Origin of the sequence: Chakrabartyella piscis, assembly GCA_030067835.1 — a bacterium.
Lineage (GTDB): Bacteria > Bacillota > Clostridia > Lachnospirales > Anaerotignaceae > Chakrabartyella > Chakrabartyella piscis.
Genome location: CP092441.1, coordinates 2,064,313 through 2,083,067 on the forward strand (window position 1 = coordinate 2,064,313; position 18,755 = coordinate 2,083,067).

16 protein-coding genes are annotated in these 18,755 nt (G+C 38.3%); all 16 read right to left on the bottom strand.

The genetic code is table 11. The features are described 5' to 3' along the window. Window positions 1-132: 132 nt before the first annotated feature. Window positions 133-2,754, bottom strand: coding sequence for a DNA mismatch repair protein MutS (gene mutS / locus MJY40_RS09340; RefSeq protein ID WP_317853977.1), 2,622 nt, complete (start codon window positions 2,752-2,754; stop codon window positions 133-135). Window positions 2,755-3,081: 327 nt separating this feature from the next. Next, a complete protein-coding gene (locus MJY40_RS09345; protein WP_317853978.1) occupies window positions 3,082-3,492 on the bottom strand; it encodes a YlbF/YmcA family competence regulator in 411 nt (136 codons plus the stop codon). After that, window positions 3,476-4,933 (bottom strand): tRNA (N6-isopentenyl adenosine(37)-C2)-methylthiotransferase MiaB, encoded by a 1,458-nt coding sequence (miaB, locus tag MJY40_RS09350; RefSeq protein ID WP_317853979.1) that lies wholly within the window; start codon window positions 4,931-4,933, stop codon window positions 3,476-3,478. The genes MJY40_RS09345 and miaB overlap by 17 nt, the downstream gene beginning before the upstream one ends. Before the next feature lie 105 nt (window positions 4,934-5,038). Continuing rightward, on the bottom strand, window positions 5,039-5,536 hold the full coding sequence (locus MJY40_RS09355) for a prolyl-tRNA synthetase associated domain-containing protein (protein ID WP_317853980.1): 498 nt from the start codon (window positions 5,534-5,536) through the stop codon (window positions 5,039-5,041). Window positions 5,537-6,147: 611 nt separating this feature from the next. Then, window positions 6,148-7,062: an AEC family transporter gene (locus MJY40_RS09360; RefSeq protein WP_317853981.1), complete on the bottom strand. Its 915-nt coding sequence runs from the start codon at window positions 7,060-7,062 to the stop codon at window positions 6,148-6,150. A 241-nt stretch (window positions 7,063-7,303) separates the two neighbouring features. After that, window positions 7,304-7,660: a 50S ribosomal protein L20 gene (gene rplT, locus MJY40_RS09365; RefSeq protein ID WP_317853982.1), complete on the bottom strand. Its 357-nt coding sequence runs from the start codon at window positions 7,658-7,660 to the stop codon at window positions 7,304-7,306. Window positions 7,661-7,698: 38 nt separating this feature from the next. Beyond that, window positions 7,699-7,899, bottom strand: coding sequence for a 50S ribosomal protein L35 (gene rpmI, locus MJY40_RS09370; RefSeq protein WP_317853983.1), 201 nt, complete (start codon window positions 7,897-7,899; stop codon window positions 7,699-7,701). Between the two features lie 80 nt (window positions 7,900-7,979). Continuing rightward, the gene (gene infC / locus MJY40_RS09375) at window positions 7,980-8,477 is read right to left on the bottom strand and encodes a translation initiation factor IF-3 (RefSeq protein WP_317856440.1); all 498 of its coding nucleotides are present in this window, start codon (window positions 8,475-8,477) and stop codon (window positions 7,980-7,982) included. 294 nt (window positions 8,478-8,771) lie between these two features. Continuing rightward, complete coding sequence (locus MJY40_RS09380; RefSeq protein WP_317853984.1) at window positions 8,772-9,131, bottom strand: NifB/NifX family molybdenum-iron cluster-binding protein; 360 nt, start codon at window positions 9,129-9,131, stop codon at window positions 8,772-8,774. A gap of 103 nt (window positions 9,132-9,234) precedes the next feature. Further along, window positions 9,235-10,095 carry an ATP-binding protein gene (locus MJY40_RS09385; RefSeq protein ID WP_317853985.1) on the bottom strand — a complete coding sequence of 287 codons (861 nt, stop codon included), beginning with the start codon at window positions 10,093-10,095 and terminating at the stop codon, window positions 9,235-9,237. Further along, complete coding sequence (locus MJY40_RS09390; RefSeq protein ID WP_317853986.1) at window positions 10,092-10,916, bottom strand: nucleotide-binding protein; 825 nt, start codon at window positions 10,914-10,916, stop codon at window positions 10,092-10,094. The genes MJY40_RS09385 and MJY40_RS09390 overlap by 4 nt, the downstream gene beginning before the upstream one ends. After that, window positions 10,913-11,626 (bottom strand): DUF134 domain-containing protein, encoded by a 714-nt coding sequence (locus MJY40_RS09395; protein WP_317853987.1) that lies wholly within the window; start codon window positions 11,624-11,626, stop codon window positions 10,913-10,915. Before MJY40_RS09395 ends, MJY40_RS09390 begins: the two co-directional genes overlap by 4 nt. Window positions 11,627-11,876: 250 nt before the next feature. After that, complete coding sequence (thrS, locus tag MJY40_RS09400) at window positions 11,877-13,799, bottom strand: threonine--tRNA ligase (RefSeq protein WP_317853988.1); 1,923 nt, start codon at window positions 13,797-13,799, stop codon at window positions 11,877-11,879. 769 nt (window positions 13,800-14,568) lie between these two features. Continuing rightward, a complete protein-coding gene (locus MJY40_RS09405; RefSeq protein ID WP_317853989.1) occupies window positions 14,569-16,020 on the bottom strand; it encodes a TrkH family potassium uptake protein in 1,452 nt (483 codons plus the stop codon). Between the two features lie 18 nt (window positions 16,021-16,038). After that, entirely contained in the window at window positions 16,039-17,397 is a 1,359-nt protein-coding gene (gene trkA, locus MJY40_RS09410; RefSeq protein WP_317853990.1) for a Trk system potassium transporter TrkA, read from the bottom strand. A 129-nt stretch (window positions 17,398-17,526) separates the two neighbouring features. After that, window positions 17,527-18,618, bottom strand: a complete 1,092-nt coding sequence (locus MJY40_RS09415) for a PucR family transcriptional regulator (protein ID WP_317853991.1) — start codon at window positions 18,616-18,618, stop codon at window positions 17,527-17,529. Between the last annotated feature and the right edge of the window lie 137 nt (window positions 18,619-18,755).

An 18,755-nucleotide genomic window follows, 5' to 3' on the forward strand; every position in this document is an offset into this window, starting at 1 on the left:
GTTTTTATGGTTTTGGTTTTTTGTAGGGAGCGATGCCCTCATCGCTCCGTTGTTGTTTTGTAGCAATTCATTACGGGATGTCGAGGACGCCATCCCCTACATTACACTACACACTATATAAATAATGCTGAATCACAATCCTTTTGCTTTTTTCTGCAATTCAAAAATAGCTTGCAATGCTTCTATCGGTGTCATTGCCATTACATCCAACTTCAAAATTTCATCCACAAGTTGACTTTCTTTCACAGAAAACATATCCATTTGCATCGCCACTTCTTCTTGTTGTTCCTTGGATTCCATGGCAAGTTTCTTTGTTTTTTTGGTGATATCCGCTTCGTTGAGCTTTTTCAAAATTTGATTGCTTCTACGGATGACCTTATAAGGCAAACCAGCCAATTTTGCAACTTGTACCCCATAACTATGGTCAGCACCGCCACGCATAATTTTTCTAAGGAAAATAATATCTTCGCCTTGTTCTTGGACTGCAACACAGTAGTTTTTCACACCAGACAATTTACCTTCTAGTTCTGAAAGTTCATGGTAATGTGTAGCAAACAAGGTTTTGGCTCCAATTTGTTTCACATCTGCAACGTGTTCCACCACTGCCCAAGCAATGCTAAGCCCATCAAATGTACTGGTACCACGTCCAATTTCATCCAAAATCAACAAGCTTTTCGAGGTTGCATTGTTGAGAATATTGGCAACTTCTGTCATTTCCACCATAAATGTACTTTGACCAGCACTCAAATCATCAGATGCGCCAACCCTTGTGAAAATACGATCCACAATACCAATGTGAGCCGATTCTGCTGGTACAAAACTACCCATTTGTGCCAACAACACAATGAGAGCTGTTTGTCGCATATATGTAGACTTCCCTGCCATATTGGGACCTGTGATGATGGCAAGACGTGTTTGTTCTGCATCCAAAAAGGTATCATTTGGAATGAATTGTGTATCCATCACCTTTTCTACAACTGGATGACGTCCACCTACAATGGAGATGACATCGCCTGTATCCACTATTGGTTTCACATAATTCATGCTTTCTGCAACAGTTGCCAAAGATTGCAATGCATCCACAATTGCCACCATATAGGCTGCATATTGGATGCGTTCCACTTCTGCACCAACTGCATTTCTGATATCTGAAAACAAATTGTATTCCAGTGCTACAATTTTTTCTTCTGCACCCAAAATGAGTTCTGCCAAATCATTCAATTCTGGTGTGATGTAACGTTCACAATTTGCCAATGTTTGCTTACGAATGTAACGTTCTGGCACTTCCCCTACATTGGATTTGGTCACTTCGATATAATATCCAAACACCTTATTCATACGAATTTTCAAGTTTTTGATGCCTGTTTTTTCTTTTTCTTCTTCTTCTAGCTTTGCAACCCAAGTAGCACCTTCTTGTTTTGCTTTCAAGTAAGTATCCAGCTCATCGTGATAACCTTCACGAATCATTTTGCCTTCACGCACAGTAAAAGGTGGTTCATCTACAATGGCAGTTGCAATCAAATCATGAATATTTTCCAAAGGGTCTAATTTTGCAAACAAATCTTTAAGATATGGACTGTTACAGCGACCCAAACAATTTTGCAATGATGGCAAATGTGTAATGGATTGCTTCAAAGAAACCAAATCCTTTGCACTTGCTGTTTGGTATACAATACGACTCATGATACGTTCAAAATCGTACATGGTATTCAAAATTTCTTTGATTTCTTCTCGCAAAAATAGATCTGAAACCAATTCTTCTACACCACCCAAACGATCGTTGATGGCATCCAAAGTAAGCAGTGGTTGTTCCACCCATTTTCTAAGAAGTCTAGCACCCATAGCGGTTTTGGTTTCATCCAACACCCCAAGCAAAGAGCCTTTTCTGGACTTTTCACGCATGGTTTCTGTCAATTCCAAATTGCGTCTGGTGGACACATCCAACATCATAAAATCAGCACTGGTATAGTATTTGATGGTATTGATATGGTTCAACTCGTTTTTTTGTGTTTCCAAAAGATACCACAACAAAGCCCCTGATGCAGAGGTTGCCAAGTTCTTCTTTTTCAGACCATATCCATCCAAAGATTTCACACCAAAGTGTTTCACCAAGGTGTCTTTTGCAGTTTGTACATCAAACAATCTACCATCCATATCATTCAAATAATAATGGAATTTCTTTTCAATTTCCTTTGCCAATGGATGAGACAAAAATGCTTCGTTGCACACCACTTCTGCTGGTGATACTCTTGCAATTTCATCCAAAATCTTTGTGGCAGCTTGCACACTTTCAAATTCTGTGGTTTGGAATTCACCTGTGGTCACATCACAAGTGGCAATTCCATAGCCAGAAGTACTTCCATATACACACAAAATATAGTTATTCTTGCGTTCATCCAAAACGGTACTATCCATTACAGTACCAGGTGTGATGACACGCACCACATCACGTTTTACAATACCTTTGGTGAACTTTGGATCTTCCACTTGTTCACAAATGGCAACTTTGTAACCTCTTTCCACAAGTCTTGCAATATAGCCATCTGCTGAATGAAAGGGTACTCCACACATAGGAGCACGTTCTGGTTGACCCCATTCTTTGCCTGTCAATGTGATTTCCAATTCTTTGGACGCCAAAACAGCATCCTCAAAGAACATTTCGTAAAAGTCTCCTAAACGAAAAAAGAGAATACATTGTTGATAATTTTCTTTGATTTCAAAATATTGTTGCATCATAGGTGTCAATTTAGCCATGACAATTCCTCCTATATCTTGTACTTCCTAATCTGATACTTCCTATATGGTTATTTCCAACGAGAACTCTCAATTCTCATAGTTCCAATTGGAAATCATCATAAAACACCCAAAGGGCAGCCAAAATGACTGCCCCATAGACTGCCAAAACGCAGGTTTCTTTTCGCTTTTTGCGTCGCAGACTTTCATCTGTAGAAGGGGCTTTGCTCCTTTTACAGAAAAAGCGATTTCTAGGTGCTTTGCAAAAGCACTTGCACGAGGAAATCGTCTTTTTTACCTATGTCTACAACTCGAAATCCTGATTTCGAGTTAATGTGTCAATTTTGATTATTGACCACAGCCACATCCACAAGATGCACACGCACTTGGGCTACATCCGCCATCTTCTTGAGGTACTTCTTCACCTGTCATTGTAGCAGTTACAATTGTGAAGATAGAGTTCATGAAGTTGTTGAAGTTTGTTTCTGCTGCAAACAATTCAGAAGCCAATTTGTTGTTTCTGATTTCTTCTGCTCTTTTTGCCATATCCATTTGGAATGTCATTTGTGCATCTGCTTCGATTTCGCCAGCTTGCACTTTCATTTCAAATTCTTGGTGCAATTTGGAGTATTCTTCAATTTTTGCTCCAATTTCTGGATCTGCTTCATATGCTTCTTTTGCTGCCAATAACGCTTCTACTTGAGGTGTTGTTGTCAAAGCTTCACCAAGTTCTCTTGCCAATTCATATACTGTTGCCATGTGATTCACCTAAAATCCTTTCCGCTAATAAATAAAATGTTTTATTGTAAACGATTTTGACAGGAACCATTTTTCCAATCAAATCCGAACTACCTTCAAAATAGACTGCAAGATTGTTTTCTGCACGTCCTGTGACCACGTTTGGATCATTTTTACTGATTTCTTCCACCAAAACCACCATTTCACGTCCCACAAAGTCCTTGTGGAGCTCTGCAATACCTGGATTTAAAACCCCAAGCAAACGCTCAAACCGTTCACGCATCACTTCATCTGGCACTTGGTTGTCCATGGTTGCTGCTGGTGTTCCTGTTCGTTTGGAATACATAAAGGTATATCCAATGGAATATTTTGCTTCTTTGACCACATCTATGGTATCTTGGAAATCTTCTTCTGTTTCACCAGGGAACCCAATGATGATATCTGTGGTCAATGTGATATCTGGCATTGCTGCTCGTAGTTTTTTCACCTGTTCCAAATAAGATTCCTTTGTATATTTTCGATTCATTCTTTGCAAAACAGAATCACTACCTGCTTGCAGTGGCAAATGCAAATTGTTGCAAATTTTTGGATATTCTGCCATAGTTGCAATCAGCTCGTCTGAAATATCCTTTGGATTGGAGGTTGTAAATCGAATGCGTTCAATACCTTCCACTTCATGCACCATCTGCAATAATTTTGCAAAAGAAATTGGATGTTCCAAGGTTTGACCATAGGAATTGACATTTTGTCCAAGTAAAGTGATTTCTTTCACACCATCTGCTGCCAATTGTTTCACTTCTGCCAAAACAGCTTCTGCTTCACGACTGCGTTCACGACCTCTGACATAAGGCACAATGCAATATGCACAGAAATTGTTACAGCCATACATAATATTGACAGATGCCTTAAACGGGTTTGTACGTGCTCTAGGCAAGTCTTCCACAACTTCTTCATAATCTTGCCAGATGTCATATACAGGTTTTCCTGTTTCCAATCTTCTATACAACAGTTCAGGTAATTTATAAATATTGAAGGTACCAAAGACCATATCCACCACTCTACGATATTCTCGTCTAATGGTTTGCAACACACCTTCTTGTTGCATCATACAACCACAAATTGCCACAATTGCATTGGGATTTATTTTTTTGTAATGCTTCAACCAACCCAATTTACCATATATCTTTTGTTCTGCATTTTCACGAATGCAACAGGTATTGTAGATGATAAAGTCTGCATCCGTTTCAGAATCTCCTTCTGCATAACCCATTTCCTTAAGCATACCCACCAATTTTTCAGAATCGTGTGTATTCATTTGACACCCCATCACAAAGCTAAAATATTTCTTTTTGGGGTTACCGGCTGCTTCCCAAGCATCGTTTTCACTTCGGATTTTTGCAATATATTCCATTTGGCGCAAACGTTCTTCTCCAGAAAGTTCTGCCAATCTGATTTCTTCCATAATTTCTTTCCTTCCAAACTCATTCAACAGAGGAACATATTCCTCCCAATATATCAAACTTTATTATACCACACCAATCCTTATGACTCAACGAATATTTGAAATTTATTGATTGGGAATCTCTACAAATGAAATATCATTTCCAAATTTAGACAAAATAGAAATCAAGTCCTTCATGGAAAGAAAGACAGAAGCACAGTTGTCATTTGGATGTACACCCAATTCGTCTACAAATTCCAAATCCTTGTCAATGAACACACGCACCTCACAATTGATATCATTTAAAATACCAAATGGTGTTACAGAACCTTTGGTAAGTCCCAAATATTTCATCAACCGTTCTTCTGATGCAAAGGAAAGTTTTCCCAAATCAAAGGTTTCGCCAAAACTACGCAAATTCACCTGCTTATCTGCACACAATACCACCAAATAATGTTTTTTGCCTTTTTGATCTCTTAAAAATAAATTTTTGGCAACCGCTGCATCTGCATCAATTCCCATACGTTCCATATCTTCAATGGTATATGCTGCTTCGTGGTCCACCCAACGATAGGAAACACCTTCTTCTTGCAACAAATTACGAACTTCTTCCTTATGATACATGATTTTACCTCCATATTTGGTATTTTCATTTTCAGTTTTACAACGTAATGGATCTGGTTTATTCTATCACAAAATGGTGTTTGTTTCCAGTTACAGTTCGTATAATTGGTAATTTTATACATTTACCTAGAGATTCCCTAGCTATTTACAAAACCGTTTCGTATTGTTAACAATTTATTCATAAATACTACATATCCCATTCATTATCTTATTTTATACTAAATACATCCTTAAGAGAGAAGGATACATAACATAGTAATACATACCCTCCCCTTTTTGAAAAAGAGCCTTTTGGTTCTTTTTCTTTTTATGCACAAAATCAAAATCCACAAAACATCCCATTAAAAAAAGACGGGAGTCAGTTCCCGCCTTAAACTATCAAAAGACTAAAATCCCTTTGTTTTTTGCGTCGCAGACTTTAATACGCAGACAGGATTCACTCCTGTCAAGGATAAAAGGCGATTTCTAGGTGCTTCTCAGAAGCACTTGTGCGAGGAAATCGTCTTTTTTACCTATAACCACAACTTGAAATCCTGATTTCAAGTTAGCGTGTCGACTTTTTCGACACGCTAAAATGGGAGTCAGTTCCCGCCTTATCCAATTTATAAATATCAAGCCACTTGGAATATACCCAATAAAATTGTCATGACCACCATACACACAGGTAACATCAAAGAATTCAAAACTGCAGCTGCACTATCATTCCCACCACATTGTTTGGTGAAGATAGGTGCAATGCTTAAAATTGGAGATACCAATGCCAAACTGATGACATGTTTGAACACAAGAGAAACTGGCATTTGGAATACAATGAAAATGAAGATAGTTGCTGCCACAAAACGAATGATCACCACACGTCCCATATCTTTGATGATATTGCGTGGCACCTTAGGTTCAAACAAAATCCCAATCAAGAACATTGCCAAGAATGGATTTGCTGCAGAAATCAAGTCCATTGTATCAAACAAAGCATCTGGCAAAGTGATGTGCAACAATGTCAAAGAAATCATAATCATATATGTCATAAATGGTACAGAATGCAATAAAATTTTGCCCCCTGCTTTCATAGAAAACTTCTTTTGGTTTTGACTGATCATGGTTGCTACAGCCAAAATCACACCAAATGCCATAACCGCATTGCCCGCATCAAATAAACACACCATTGCCAAAGCATCTCCATCAAAGAAACTTTGTAAAAATGGAATGGTGCAAAGTCCGATATTGTAACCTGCCCCATTGATAATCAAAAATGTTTTTTCTTCTGCCGCTTTGTTGCGGAAAATCATAAGAACTGCCACAACCACTAAAATATTTGCCATCGCACCAATCGCAAATGCCAATGCATATGTCATGCTCCATTCCAAAGAACGGAAATTTCCAGCCAATGCCATAGGCAATGTTACCTTCATAATCAATTTTGTGATAACTTCTTTGTCAGCTGCACGAAAAATGCCCACTCGTTTCGTAAAAAATCCAAAAGCTATAATAAATAAAAATCCACATGCCCGAACGATAACCGCTTCCATAACTTCCCCCGTTCTTCTTTCAAAAAAACCCATCTACACGAATGTAAATGGGTCTAGACTATCAAAAAAACTACTTTATTTTGGTTTTCAGCGTCGCAGACTTTAAATCCGCAAACGGAATTCACTTCCGTTGAGGACAAAAGCGATTTCTAGGTGCTTCAAAGAAGCACTTGCATGAGGAAATCGTCTTTTTCACCTATGTCTACAACCTGAAATCCTGATTTCAAGTTAACTTATTTCATTAAGCCAATTTTGCTTTTGCAGCATCAACCAATGTTGTGAAAGCTGCTGGATCAGAAACTGCCAACTCAGCCAACATTTTTCTGTTGATGTTTACATCTGCCAATTTCAAACCGTGGATCAATTTGCTGTAAGAAATATCGTTCATTCTAGCAGCTGCATTGATTCTTACGATCCAAAGGCTTCTGTATTCTCTTTTTGTTTGTTTTCTACCAGCGAAAGCGAATGCCATAGCTTTCATTACAGATTGTTTTGCAACTCTGTATTGTTTGCTTCTAGCACCACGGTAACCTCTAGCCAATTTCAATACTTTTTTATGTTTTTTTCTTGCGTTTAAAGCGCCTTTAACTCTTGCCATTATTAAGTCCTCCTAAAAAATATCCTCGAATAATTTGATTATGCGTATGGTAACAATTTTTTCTTAACGCTTTTCAAAACAGTTTTGTCAACTAAAGTCGCATGTCTCAATTTTCTTTTTCTTTTTGTGGACTTTTTACCAAGAATATGTTGTGTGTTGGATTTATGTCTTTTCAACTGACCTGTTCCTGTGATTTTGAATCTTTTTGCTGCCGCTTTTTTTGTTTTCAACTTAGGCATAATGCTAATCCTCCTAGAAATAGTACGTGGGGTACTCCCCTACTTGTGTCTTGTTGCTTCTTCCTGTTTGCGAAATTAAATTAATTTCCTTTTGGTGCCAAAAACATAACCAAACTTCTGCCTTCCATTTTTGCAGGTTTTTCAATCACACCAAGCTCTGCTGTTTCTTTTGCAAAGTTTTCCAAGATGATCATACCAGCTTTGGAGTGGCCAATTTCACGACCTCTAAAACGAATACTCACCTTTACTTTATCCCCATTTTTCAAGAATTCGTTGGCTTTTTTCACCTTAACTTGAACATCATGGGTATCAATACCCGGAGACAAACGAAGCTCTTTTACATCTACAGTTTTTTGTTTCTTTCTCGCTTCTTTTTCTTTTTTCGCTTGATCGAATTTATATTTACCGTAGTCCATGATTCTGCAAACGGGTGGTTTTGCTGTTGGAGCAATTTTCACCAAGTCCAATTTCTTTTCATCAGCGAGCTTTTGTGCATCTCTGGATGAAACAATACCCAATTGTTCACCTGCATCGTCAATCAATCTTACTTCTCTGTCTCTAATTTGTTCGTTGATCATTAAATCAGTAATGGTCAAGCACCTCCTATAAAATATGTGTTTTCCGCAAAACGCAAAAATTGCGCCGGAAGAATCCGCCGCACACACAAAAACAGACCGATGTGTTCTATATAAAACCCATGCTGTTTTCAATTCATGTATGAACCCTATTCGCTGTGCGATAAGGTGAGAAGCGGAACTTCTTCTTTGTTACTGACCTATTTTATCATCAAATATACTGTAAGTCAACAGTTTTTTCTTGTTTTTTCAAAAAATTCGGGCGTACACACAGGTACGCCCCTACATTTGCACTCGTTAGTGTTCTCCACAAGAATCTGCATGTTCATGATGATGACAAACAGATCCAGTGGATACCAAATTGCCTGCCATATATTGTTCTACAGCAGCTTTTGCATCGCCTTCAGCACCCAAAATCACTTCTACGCCACGTTCATTGAAAATATCAATAGCACCGCCACCCATACCGCCAGAAATCATCACTTCAACACCCATATCAGCCAAGAAGTTTGGCAAGAAACCTGGTTTGTGTCCTGGATTTGGTACAGCTGTTTCTGTTACAATTACGCCATCAGCTACATCATAAACCATAAAATTTTCACAATGACCAAAATGTGCCCAAATTTGTGTTCCATTACAAGATACTGCAATTTTCATAATGTTTTCTCCTTTTTGTGTTATATATTTTATATGAGTTGAAATTGATATATTATAGGAAACAGCCTTGACTGCTCCATTTTCAGACAACATTTCGGAATGGTCAAGACCATTCCCTACAGAGCGTGTGATAGATTTCTTTGATAGCGTCACTCACTGGACAATCCACATCCACAATACTCTTTCCAGAATTGACTGCTGACACAGCTTCTGGATCAAATGGAATTTTTCCCACAAAAGGTATGTTTTCTTCTTTGCAGAAGGTTTCAATTTCATCTGTATTCTTAGGGCTTACGTCATATTTATTGACACAAACCATAATCTGCAATTGGAAAGTTGCAATTGTTTGCACCAATCGTTTCAAATCGCTGATGCCACTTTTGCTAGGCTCTGCAACAATGAGCACCAAATCCATACCACTGACAGACGCCATTACAGGACAACCAATTCCAGGTGATCCATCCGTAACCGCCAAATCGCATTCTGGTGCTGATTTCAACATGGCAAGCTTCACCTCTGTCACCAATTTACCAGAATTGCCACGTCCCATTTTTAAAGTTGCTGTAGAAAACACGCTATCATCCACATATAATTCTCGTTTGCCTGCTACATCTGGCACAAGATGAATTGCATCCACCGGACATACATATTCACATACGCCACAACCTTCACAAGAAAACTCATTTGCAATCGATTTGCCATCCATAACCGAAATGGCATCAAATCTGCAATTTTCTTGACATGCACCACAACCAATGCACAAATCTGTATTGACAACTGCTTTATCACCACCCATAAAGGTTGTCACTTGAGGTTCTACTGTTTGTTCCATCACCAAATGCAAATTGGGTGCATCCACATCGCAATCTGCAACTGCTTTTGCATTTGCAAGTCGAATCAAAGCTGCTGAAATCGTAGTTTTTCCAGTTCCACCTTTGCCACTCAAAACCAATAAACGTTTCATAGGACACCTCCTATCTTCTCTAAGATAGTAGCAAATCGCTTCTTTTCTGATGGTACCATTTCTGCTACAATTTCGCCATCAGCAATATATTTTGCAAGCACAGGATTGTATAGAATGCGTTCCAATATGGGTATATTCTTCTCTTTGCAAAAATCTTCCAATGGTGTATATGGTTCTGTTTCTTTGTTGATGACCATACCACAAGGTTTGCCAAGAAGTGTCACCAATTCATAGACCATCTTTACATTATGGAAACCAAAAGCAGTTGGCTCTGCCACCAACACACAATAGTCCACATCCATCACCGTTTCCATAACGGAGCAAGCACTGCCTGGTGGACAATCCAAAATGGTCATTTCGCTTGATTTTTGCAAAGCACTTTTGATGACACCTACACCAGAAGCTTCACCTGTATTGAGAATTCCTGTCACCACCTTCACATGGTTATGGTGTCCAATTTCAATGATGCCAACAGGTTTCTCCACTTCTGAAACAGCACCCTCAGGACAGACAATTTGACATCCACCACAATTGTGACAGACTTCAGAAAATACCATTGGTTTCTCTTTGATATACACCAAAGCATGAAACTTACAAAATTCCACACATTTTTTACAACCATTGCATTTTGTGACATCAAACTGTGGTAATAAGGTAGAAACCGATTCTGTTTGCATTTCTTCAGGCTTCCAAAACAACCTTCCATTGGGTTCTTCCACATCACAATCAATATACGTACACGTTTCGACAGCCGCTGCCAAATTGACTGCAACAAAGGTTTTGCCTGCACCACCCTTACCACTCAAACAAGCAATTTTCATTGGATACCATGGAAACCACCATGGAAATGAGTGAGTTCCTCTAATGTTCCATCTTGGTATGCTTTCAAATGATCTATTGCGGCTTTGTCTGTGGATTTATAAATTTTTATTTCTGCTGCTGTGAATACATCTGCTGCATTTTGACCACAACGAGGTGTAATCAACACTGTGATATTGCTGTCTACTAAGAATTGTGCCACTTGTACTCCTGCACCACCTTGGGCAGCAGCTGCTGGATTTTCTACAATTTCTTCTACTCCATTCTCACAAAACAAGAAAAATGGAGCTCGTGCCAAAACAAGACACACATCTTGTTTGTTTTCATCCAAAGGAATTGCAATTTTCATTTTCTTTCCTCCTTGTTTTTCATATCGTCTATGTTTGCGACAACCGCCACATTCACACATATGCTCTTTGCCATCACACAGCAAATATTCTCCACCTGAAATATGAATGGGTCTACCTTCCACAAGTGCATCTGCAATCTTTTTTCTGGCACTGGTGTAAATTTGTTGCACCGTAGCACGAGCAATGTGCATATATTCCCCACACTGTTCCTGAGAAAAGCCTTCTCTGTCAATGATACGCAAAGTTTCGTATTCATCTATTTGCAACACAACAGGTGGCAAGTCTTCCCTTTGTACCACAGGCATAAAACCATGATTTTCTGGCAATTTACACACTTTTCTGTATTTTCTTGGTCTTGGCAACCCATTCACCCCCCCATTTGTTTATAGCATATGCTATTTATACTTTGATTATAGTCCTATTTTTTGAAAAGTCAATAGAATTAATGGTATATGCTATTTATTTTTTTGAAAACCCACGGGATGTCGGGGACGCCATCCCCTACACCTCATTTCAGAATATCCTCTGTTGAGGTTGGCATCCTCGATGACCCGAATCTTTTGCATAAAAATAAGGGTGGATATAGAATCCACCCCTACGTTTATCATTTTCTTATTCTTCTACTTTTGCATCCAAGCTTCTTGTTGCAACTTCTTCTTTGATGCGAGCAATCAAGTCAGCCAATTCTTGTTGACCTTCATCACCTTTGACACGACTACGAACAGAAACTTTTTTCGCTTCCACATCTTTTTCACCTACAACAACGATATAAGGTGTTCTTTCGTTTCTTGCTTCACGGATTTTGTAACCGATTTTTTCTGCTCTATAATCCACATCCACACGCACGCCAGCTGCATCCAATTGGTCAGCAACTTCTTTTGCGTAATCAGAGAATTTTTCAGAAATAGGCAATACTTTCACTTGTACAGGAGACAACCATGTAGGGAATTGACCTGCAAAATGTTCGATCAAGATACCGATGAAACGTTCCACAGAACCGAAAGCAACACGATGAATCATAACAGGACGTTTTTTGCTACCATCTGCTGCTGTGTATTCCAAGTCAAAACGTTCAGGCATTTGCATATCCAATTGGATGGTACCACATTGCCATGTTCTACCGATGGAATCTTCCAAATGGAAGTCGATTTTTGGACCATAGAATGCGCCATCACCTTCGTTGACAACATAATCGATTTTGTTTTCATCCAAAGCTGCACGCAAACCTTCTGTTGCGATTTCCCAAGCTTCATCAGAACCCATGCTATCTTCTGGTCTTGTGGACAATTCAATGTGATATTTGAAACCAAAGAGGTTGTAAACGCTGTCAATCAAACGGATAACGCCACTGATTTCATCTTTGATTTGTTCTTCTGTCATGAAGATATGCGCATCATCTTGGTTGAAGCAACGCACACGCATCAAACCATGCAAAGCTCCAGATTTTTCATGTCTATGCACCAAACCGATTTCACCCATACGAATTGGCAAATCTCTATAGGAATGCATGTCTTGTTTGTAAATCAACATACCACCTGGACAGTTCATTGGTTTCACTGCGTAATCCATTTCGTCGATGATGGTTGTGTACATATTGTCTTTGTAGTGATCCCAGTGACCACTTCTTTCCCAAAGTTGACGATTCATGATGATTGGGGAACTTACTTCAACATAGCCTGCTTCTTTGTGGATTTCTCTCCAGTAGTCAAGCAATGTGTTTTTCAATGTCATACCTTTTGGCAAGAAGAATGGGAAACCAGGACCTTCTTCCAACATAGCGAACAATTTGAGTTCTTTACCCAATTTTCTATGATCACGTTTTTTTGCTTCTTCCATCATGAACAAGTATGCTTCCAATTCAGATGCTTTTGGATAAGAAGTACCGTAGATACGAGAAAGCATTTTGTTCTTTTCGCTACCTCTCCAGTATGCACCAGCAACAGAAGTCAATTTGATTGCTTTTACAGTTTTTGTGCTCATCAAGTGAGGGCCAGCACAAAGGTCAACAAAATCACCTTGTTGGTAGAAGGAAATGATTGCATCTTCTGGCAAATCTTGAATCAATTCTACTTTATAAGGTTCATTTCTATCTGCCATATATTGGATTGCTTCTGCTCTAGGCAATTCAAAACGTTCGATTTTCAAATCTTCTTTTGCAATTTTTTTCATTTCTTTTTCAATTGCTTCCAACTCTTCTGGTGTGAATGCTTTTTCACGATCGAAGTCATAGTAGAAACCATCAGCGATTGCAGGTCCAATAGCCAATTTTGTTTCTGGATACAAACGCAAAACTGCTTGGGAAAGCATATGGGATGTAGTATGTCTAAATGCCATTTTACCTTCTTCGCTATCGAATGTACAAATGCTTACTTCTGCATCTTTGTCTACAACAAAACGCAAGTCTTTGACTTCACCGTCAACAACACCAGCACAGGCATTTCTAGCCAAACCTTCGCTGATTGCTTTTGCAATTTCAAGTACGCTCATTGCGCTGTCAAATTCTTTTACAACGCCATCTTTCAATGTGATTTTCATTTCATTCTCTCCTTTTATACAATATACTCTTGGAAAGTTTTGTGGTAATACCGAACAACTCTAATTGCAAGATTTACGAAGATATTTTTTCATCATAGTTGCAAAAAAACGCAGGCGATATAGGAAATATCGTTGAGTATTTTTAGCAATTATGCTGGGAAAATAAACCGTAAAGATTGTGATTTGGAGCTGTACGGTGTTACCATAGTTTCTTCCAATAAAAAAACTCCTCCACTCTCCTGTTACGGAAAGGGACGAGAGTATTCTCCCGTGGTTCCACCCTTTTTGTTTTCACAAAAAAACCACTCAATTCATGACGATAACGTAGTCAACGGGCTGAATTAGAGCCACTCCGAGGTAGTTTTCATACATTTTCTCTACACGTAGGCACTTCCAACCAAAAGCAATTTCCATCACCTAAGGTGCCTTTCTCTGTCCGTTTTGAAAAGACTACTGTCCTCATCAACGCTTTCTATTCCTGATTATATCACTTTCTCCATATCTGTCAAGGGATTTTACAGATTTTATACACACCGATATTTTTTTCGTCTATGATATTACGGTCGATTCGTGAATCGCCCCTACAATGGAATATTCATACTTTGTGGCAATTGATAACGGGCGCCCACACAGGGACGCCCTTACAAATACATTTTGATTTGTGGTGTTTTCTAGTAGGAAGATGATATCCTTTTCTACAATTGTATATATTTCAGATTACAACACATCAAGTCCTTCACTTTTCACCCTTAGTTTTTAGTCTTACATTTTACATATATCCTTTTTTCCATACAGATGGTGCAAACAGTAACATCATTGGGAAAATTTCCAAACGTCCAATCAACATGTCCAAAGTCAAAATAATCTTTGAGAAATCTGAGAAGAAATGATAATTCTCCACAGGTCCAACCATTGCAAAACCAGGTCCAACATTACCAAGACAAGTCAAAACCGCAGTAAAGGAAGTGGTAAAGTCAAAATTGTTAATAGAAATTAACAAAAACGAACCAAACAACACCAATAAATATACAATGATGAAGCTGGAAACGCCACGAATGACATCTTCATCCACCTTTGCATCATCCAATTTCACAATGTTCACAGATCTTGGATGTACCATCAAACGAATTTCACGAATGGCTGTTTTCACCAAGATAATAAACCTTGAGATTTTGATACCACCACCTGTGGAACCACCACAAGCACCCAATATCATAAGCACTGCCAAAATCCCCTTTGACAATTGTGGCCACACATCAAAATTGGCTGTGGCAAAACCAGTTGTACTGATGATTGCCATAACTTGGAACGCAGCATGTCTAAAAGCAGCTTCCAATGTATCGTAATAAGCAGAAATATTCCATGTAATCAACGCAATTGCTGCCACAATAATGGTAACAAAATAGCGTAATTCTTCATTTTTGACAATGCTTTTGAAATCACGCAATAACGCCAAATAATACAAGTTGAAATTGACACCAAACAAGAACATAAAAATGGTAATTACATATTCATAATAAGCGGTATCATAGGCTGCAATACTTGCATTTTTGATGGCAAAACCACCAGTTCCAGCTGTAGAAAAAGCATTGACCACACTGTCAAACAATGGCATTCCACCTACAAGTAACAACACAATCTCGATCAAAGTCAAAGCAAAATACATTCCATACAAGATTTTTGCTGTGGATTTCATTTTTGGCACCAATTTGTTGACCAATGGACCTGGTGCTTCTGCACGCATCAAATGCATGGCACGTTCATCTGCTGTGGGCATAATCGCCAACATAAACACCAAAATCCCCATACCACCAACCCAATGGGTAAAGCTTCGCCAAAACAAAATGCTCATAGGTAAGCCTTCAATTTCTTGCAAAATGGATGCACCTGTTGTGGTAAAACCAGATACAGTTTCAAAGAAACAATCCACATAACTTGGAATTGCACCACTCAAATAAAAGGGCAATGCACCAAAAATAGACATGACAATCCAAGACAAAGCAACTGCCACCAACCCATCACGTCCATATATTTTTTTATTTTTGGGTTCTTTTAGGCAAGCTGCTGTTCCAATGACCAAAGTCAACACCACAGTTGTTACAAAACCGAATAGTGCTGCACGTTCATTGAAATAAATAGCAAGCACAGCACAAACCGATAAGAAAACACCTTCGATTCGCAAAATATTCCCCAAAAGATAAGCAATCATTCTATAATTCATATGCTTCTCCAAATTCTACTAGAGTAAAATATCATCCAATTCCAATAAACGTTTTTCCGTTGTGACAATTACAACATAATCCCCAACTTGAATGCTATCATCCCCAGTTGGTATGATGACACGAGCTCCACGTGTAATGATTGCCACCAAGGTTTGTTTTTTACGTTTCAAATCCTTCAGCGGTATTCCAACCACAGGAGATGCTTCTGACACACGAAATTCCACCGCTTCCACCTGATCGTTTACCAGACGAATCAATGTTTCCACACGATTGCCACTGCCACCTGCTTTTCTGGAGCGTATGTAACGTACAATATGGTTTGCTGCCACCGCTTTTGGTGAAATGATACTATCCAAATCCAAACGATCTAAAATTTCATAGAATGCAAGTTTATTGATTTTTGCAATAACTTTGCTGACATTACACATTTTTCCATACAAAGCCACAACAATATTTTCTTCATCCATACCCGTCAACATAACCAATGCATCTGTGGATTCCAGACCTTCTTCTTGGAGCAATTCTTTGTCGGTACCATCTCCATGGATGATTACCGCTTCTGGCAATTTTTCGCAAAGATACTCGCAACGTTTCATATCTTTTTCAATGATTTTGACTTTGATGTTAATTGCAATCAAATCCATTGCCAAATAATAAGCCAAACGACTACCACCAACAATCATAACGGATTTCGCAGCAGTTCTAAATACCCCCAATCGTTTGAAGAACTTAGAGATTTCATTGTGTGATGCAGTGATGTTGATTTTATCACCTTTTTGCAATACAAAATTGCCAGATGGAATGACTACTTCGCCATCACGTTGCACTGCACAAATCAAGACACGTACACCTAACTCTTTGTAGACTTCAAATAAAGCCATACCATGAAGTGGGTTGTTTTCCTGAATCTTCATTTCCACCAATTCTACGCCACCACGTGCAAACAACTCAATTTTTTGTGCAAATGGGAAACGCAACAATCTAGAAATTTCTTGGGCTGTGGTAAACTCTGGATTTACCGCCATATTGATACCCAAATCCTCTTTGATGAGATTCATTTGCTTGAAATATTCCGGGTCACGCACACGTGCAACGGTATATTTTGCACCTAATTTTTTACCAAGCAAACAACAAAGCATATTCACTTCATCTGCAGAAGTTGCTGCAATCAAAGCATCTGCTTGTCCAACACCAGCTTGGTTCTGTGTTTCCACCGTTGCACCATTTCCTTCGATACAAATCAAATCCATGATGTTGCCAGAGCGAAACAGTGCAGAATTTTCTCTATCAATGATAATCACATCATGACCTTCCAATGACAATTGCTCTGCTATGGTACTTCCTACTTTTCCATCACCAATAATTACGATTTTCATTTTTTCCTCCTAATGAAAATACAATGTATGTTACGCATATATAACATATATCACATATATGACACAAAAAGGATGTAGATTTCTCTACATCCTCATCCCATCAACATACAGACAACGCTTTGTCCGTCATCAATAGGACATTCTATCCATATAAATCATATATTTGCTCACCATCAAAGTGATTTTGAAAATAATCGCATCATCAAAATTACGCAAATCCAGACCAGTCATTTTTTGCAATTTATCCAAACGATATACCAATGTATTTCTATGGATGTACAATTGACGGCTGGTTTCAGAAACATTCAAGTTGTTTTCGAAGAATTTGTTGACAGTTGCCAAAGTTTCATCATCGAAATCATCCATAGTCAAACCATGCAGCACTTCTTCGATGAACATACGACAAAGTGGCAATGGCAATTGGTAAATCAAACGACCAATACCCAATTTTTCGTAATTCACAATATATTTGTCTGTTTCAAAAATTTTGCTCACTTCCAAAGCCATTTTCGCTTCTTTGTAAGAACGGGATACGTCTTTCAAATCAGTTACGATGGTACCACTGGAAATATAAATTTTGTTGCCGATTTCTGCTTTCAAAGTTTTTTCAATTGTTTTGGCAATACGATCAATTTTGTCGATGCCTTCACGTTCTTTGAGTTCTTTCACCAAAATAATGCTATGTTCATCCACAGCTGTTACAAAATCTTTTGTTTTTGCTGGGAACACACCTCTAACGATTTCCACAACATTCATTTCTTTGTCGATGTTGGTTTCAATCAAATATACAATTCGATGTACATTGTTTTCGATATGCAATTTTTTTGCACGACTATAAATGTCAACCAACAACAAATTGTCAAGCAACAAGTTTTTCACAAAATTATCTTTGTCATATCTTTCTTTATACGCCACCAATAAGCTTTGGATTTGGAAAGATGCAATTTTACCAATTTGGTAACCTGCTTCATCTTCGCCTTTTACTTGAATCACATACTCTGGCACACCATCGTCATAAATTTTAAAATATTGATATCCCAAAATCAATTGACTTTCTGCTGGAGAGCTGACAAAATTTTCAACAGCATCAATTTGTCTGCCAATCATGTTTTCTTCAGTAGTGGCGATAACCTTTCCTTCTTTTTCTACTACACTCAATTCTTTGCGTGTAATATTCTTCAACCCGTCAATTGTACTTTGTAAAATTTGATTGGAAATCATCGCTTCTTCACCTCAATAAGTTTTCATATTTTTTTGGTATATTTCTTTTCCTATGAAAATGATGTAAATATAACCAAAAAACAACGTCCCTACTATCTATAAAATTGCATAAATCTATTTTATAACAAAATGACAAA

Excerpts from the sequence above, each read along its gene's own strand:
- mutS (WP_317853977.1), bottom strand. The coding sequence starts at position 2,754 with ATGGCTAAATTGACACCTATGATGCAACAATATTTTGAAATCAAAGAA.
- MJY40_RS09345 (WP_317853978.1), bottom strand. The coding sequence starts at position 3,492 with ATGGCAACAGTATATGAATTGGCAAGAGAACTTGGTGAAGCTTTGACA.
- miaB (WP_317853979.1), bottom strand. The coding sequence starts at position 4,933 with ATGGAAGAAATCAGATTGGCAGAACTTTCTGGAGAAGAACGTTTGCGC.
- MJY40_RS09355 (WP_317853980.1), bottom strand. The coding sequence starts at position 5,536 with ATGTATCATAAGGAAGAAGTTCGTAATTTGTTGCAAGAAGAAGGTGTT.
- MJY40_RS09360 (WP_317853981.1), bottom strand. The coding sequence starts at position 7,062 with ATGGAAGCGGTTATCGTTCGGGCATGTGGATTTTTATTTATTATAGCT.
- rplT (WP_317853982.1), bottom strand. The coding sequence starts at position 7,660 with ATGGCAAGAGTTAAAGGCGCTTTAAACGCAAGAAAAAAACATAAAAAA.
- rpmI (WP_317853983.1), bottom strand. The coding sequence starts at position 7,899 with ATGCCTAAGTTGAAAACAAAAAAAGCGGCAGCAAAAAGATTCAAAATC.
- infC (WP_317856440.1), bottom strand. The coding sequence starts at position 8,477 with ATGATCAACGAACAAATTAGAGACAGAGAAGTAAGATTGATTGACGAT.
- MJY40_RS09380 (WP_317853984.1), bottom strand. The coding sequence starts at position 9,131 with ATGAAAATTGCAGTATCTTGTAATGGAACACAAATTTGGGCACATTTT.
- MJY40_RS09385 (WP_317853985.1), bottom strand. The coding sequence starts at position 10,095 with ATGAAACGTTTATTGGTTTTGAGTGGCAAAGGTGGAACTGGAAAAACT.
- MJY40_RS09390 (WP_317853986.1), bottom strand. The coding sequence starts at position 10,916 with ATGAAAATTGCTTGTTTGAGTGGTAAGGGTGGTGCAGGCAAAACCTTT.
- thrS (WP_317853988.1), bottom strand. The coding sequence starts at position 13,799 with ATGAAAATCACATTGAAAGATGGCGTTGTAAAAGAATTTGACAGCGCA.
- MJY40_RS09405 (WP_317853989.1), bottom strand. The coding sequence starts at position 16,020 with ATGAATTATAGAATGATTGCTTATCTTTTGGGGAATATTTTGCGAATC.
- trkA (WP_317853990.1), bottom strand. The coding sequence starts at position 17,397 with ATGAAAATCGTAATTATTGGTGATGGAAAAGTAGGAAGTACCATAGCA.
- MJY40_RS09415 (WP_317853991.1), bottom strand. The coding sequence starts at position 18,618 with ATGATTTCCAATCAAATTTTACAAAGTACAATTGACGGGTTGAAGAAT.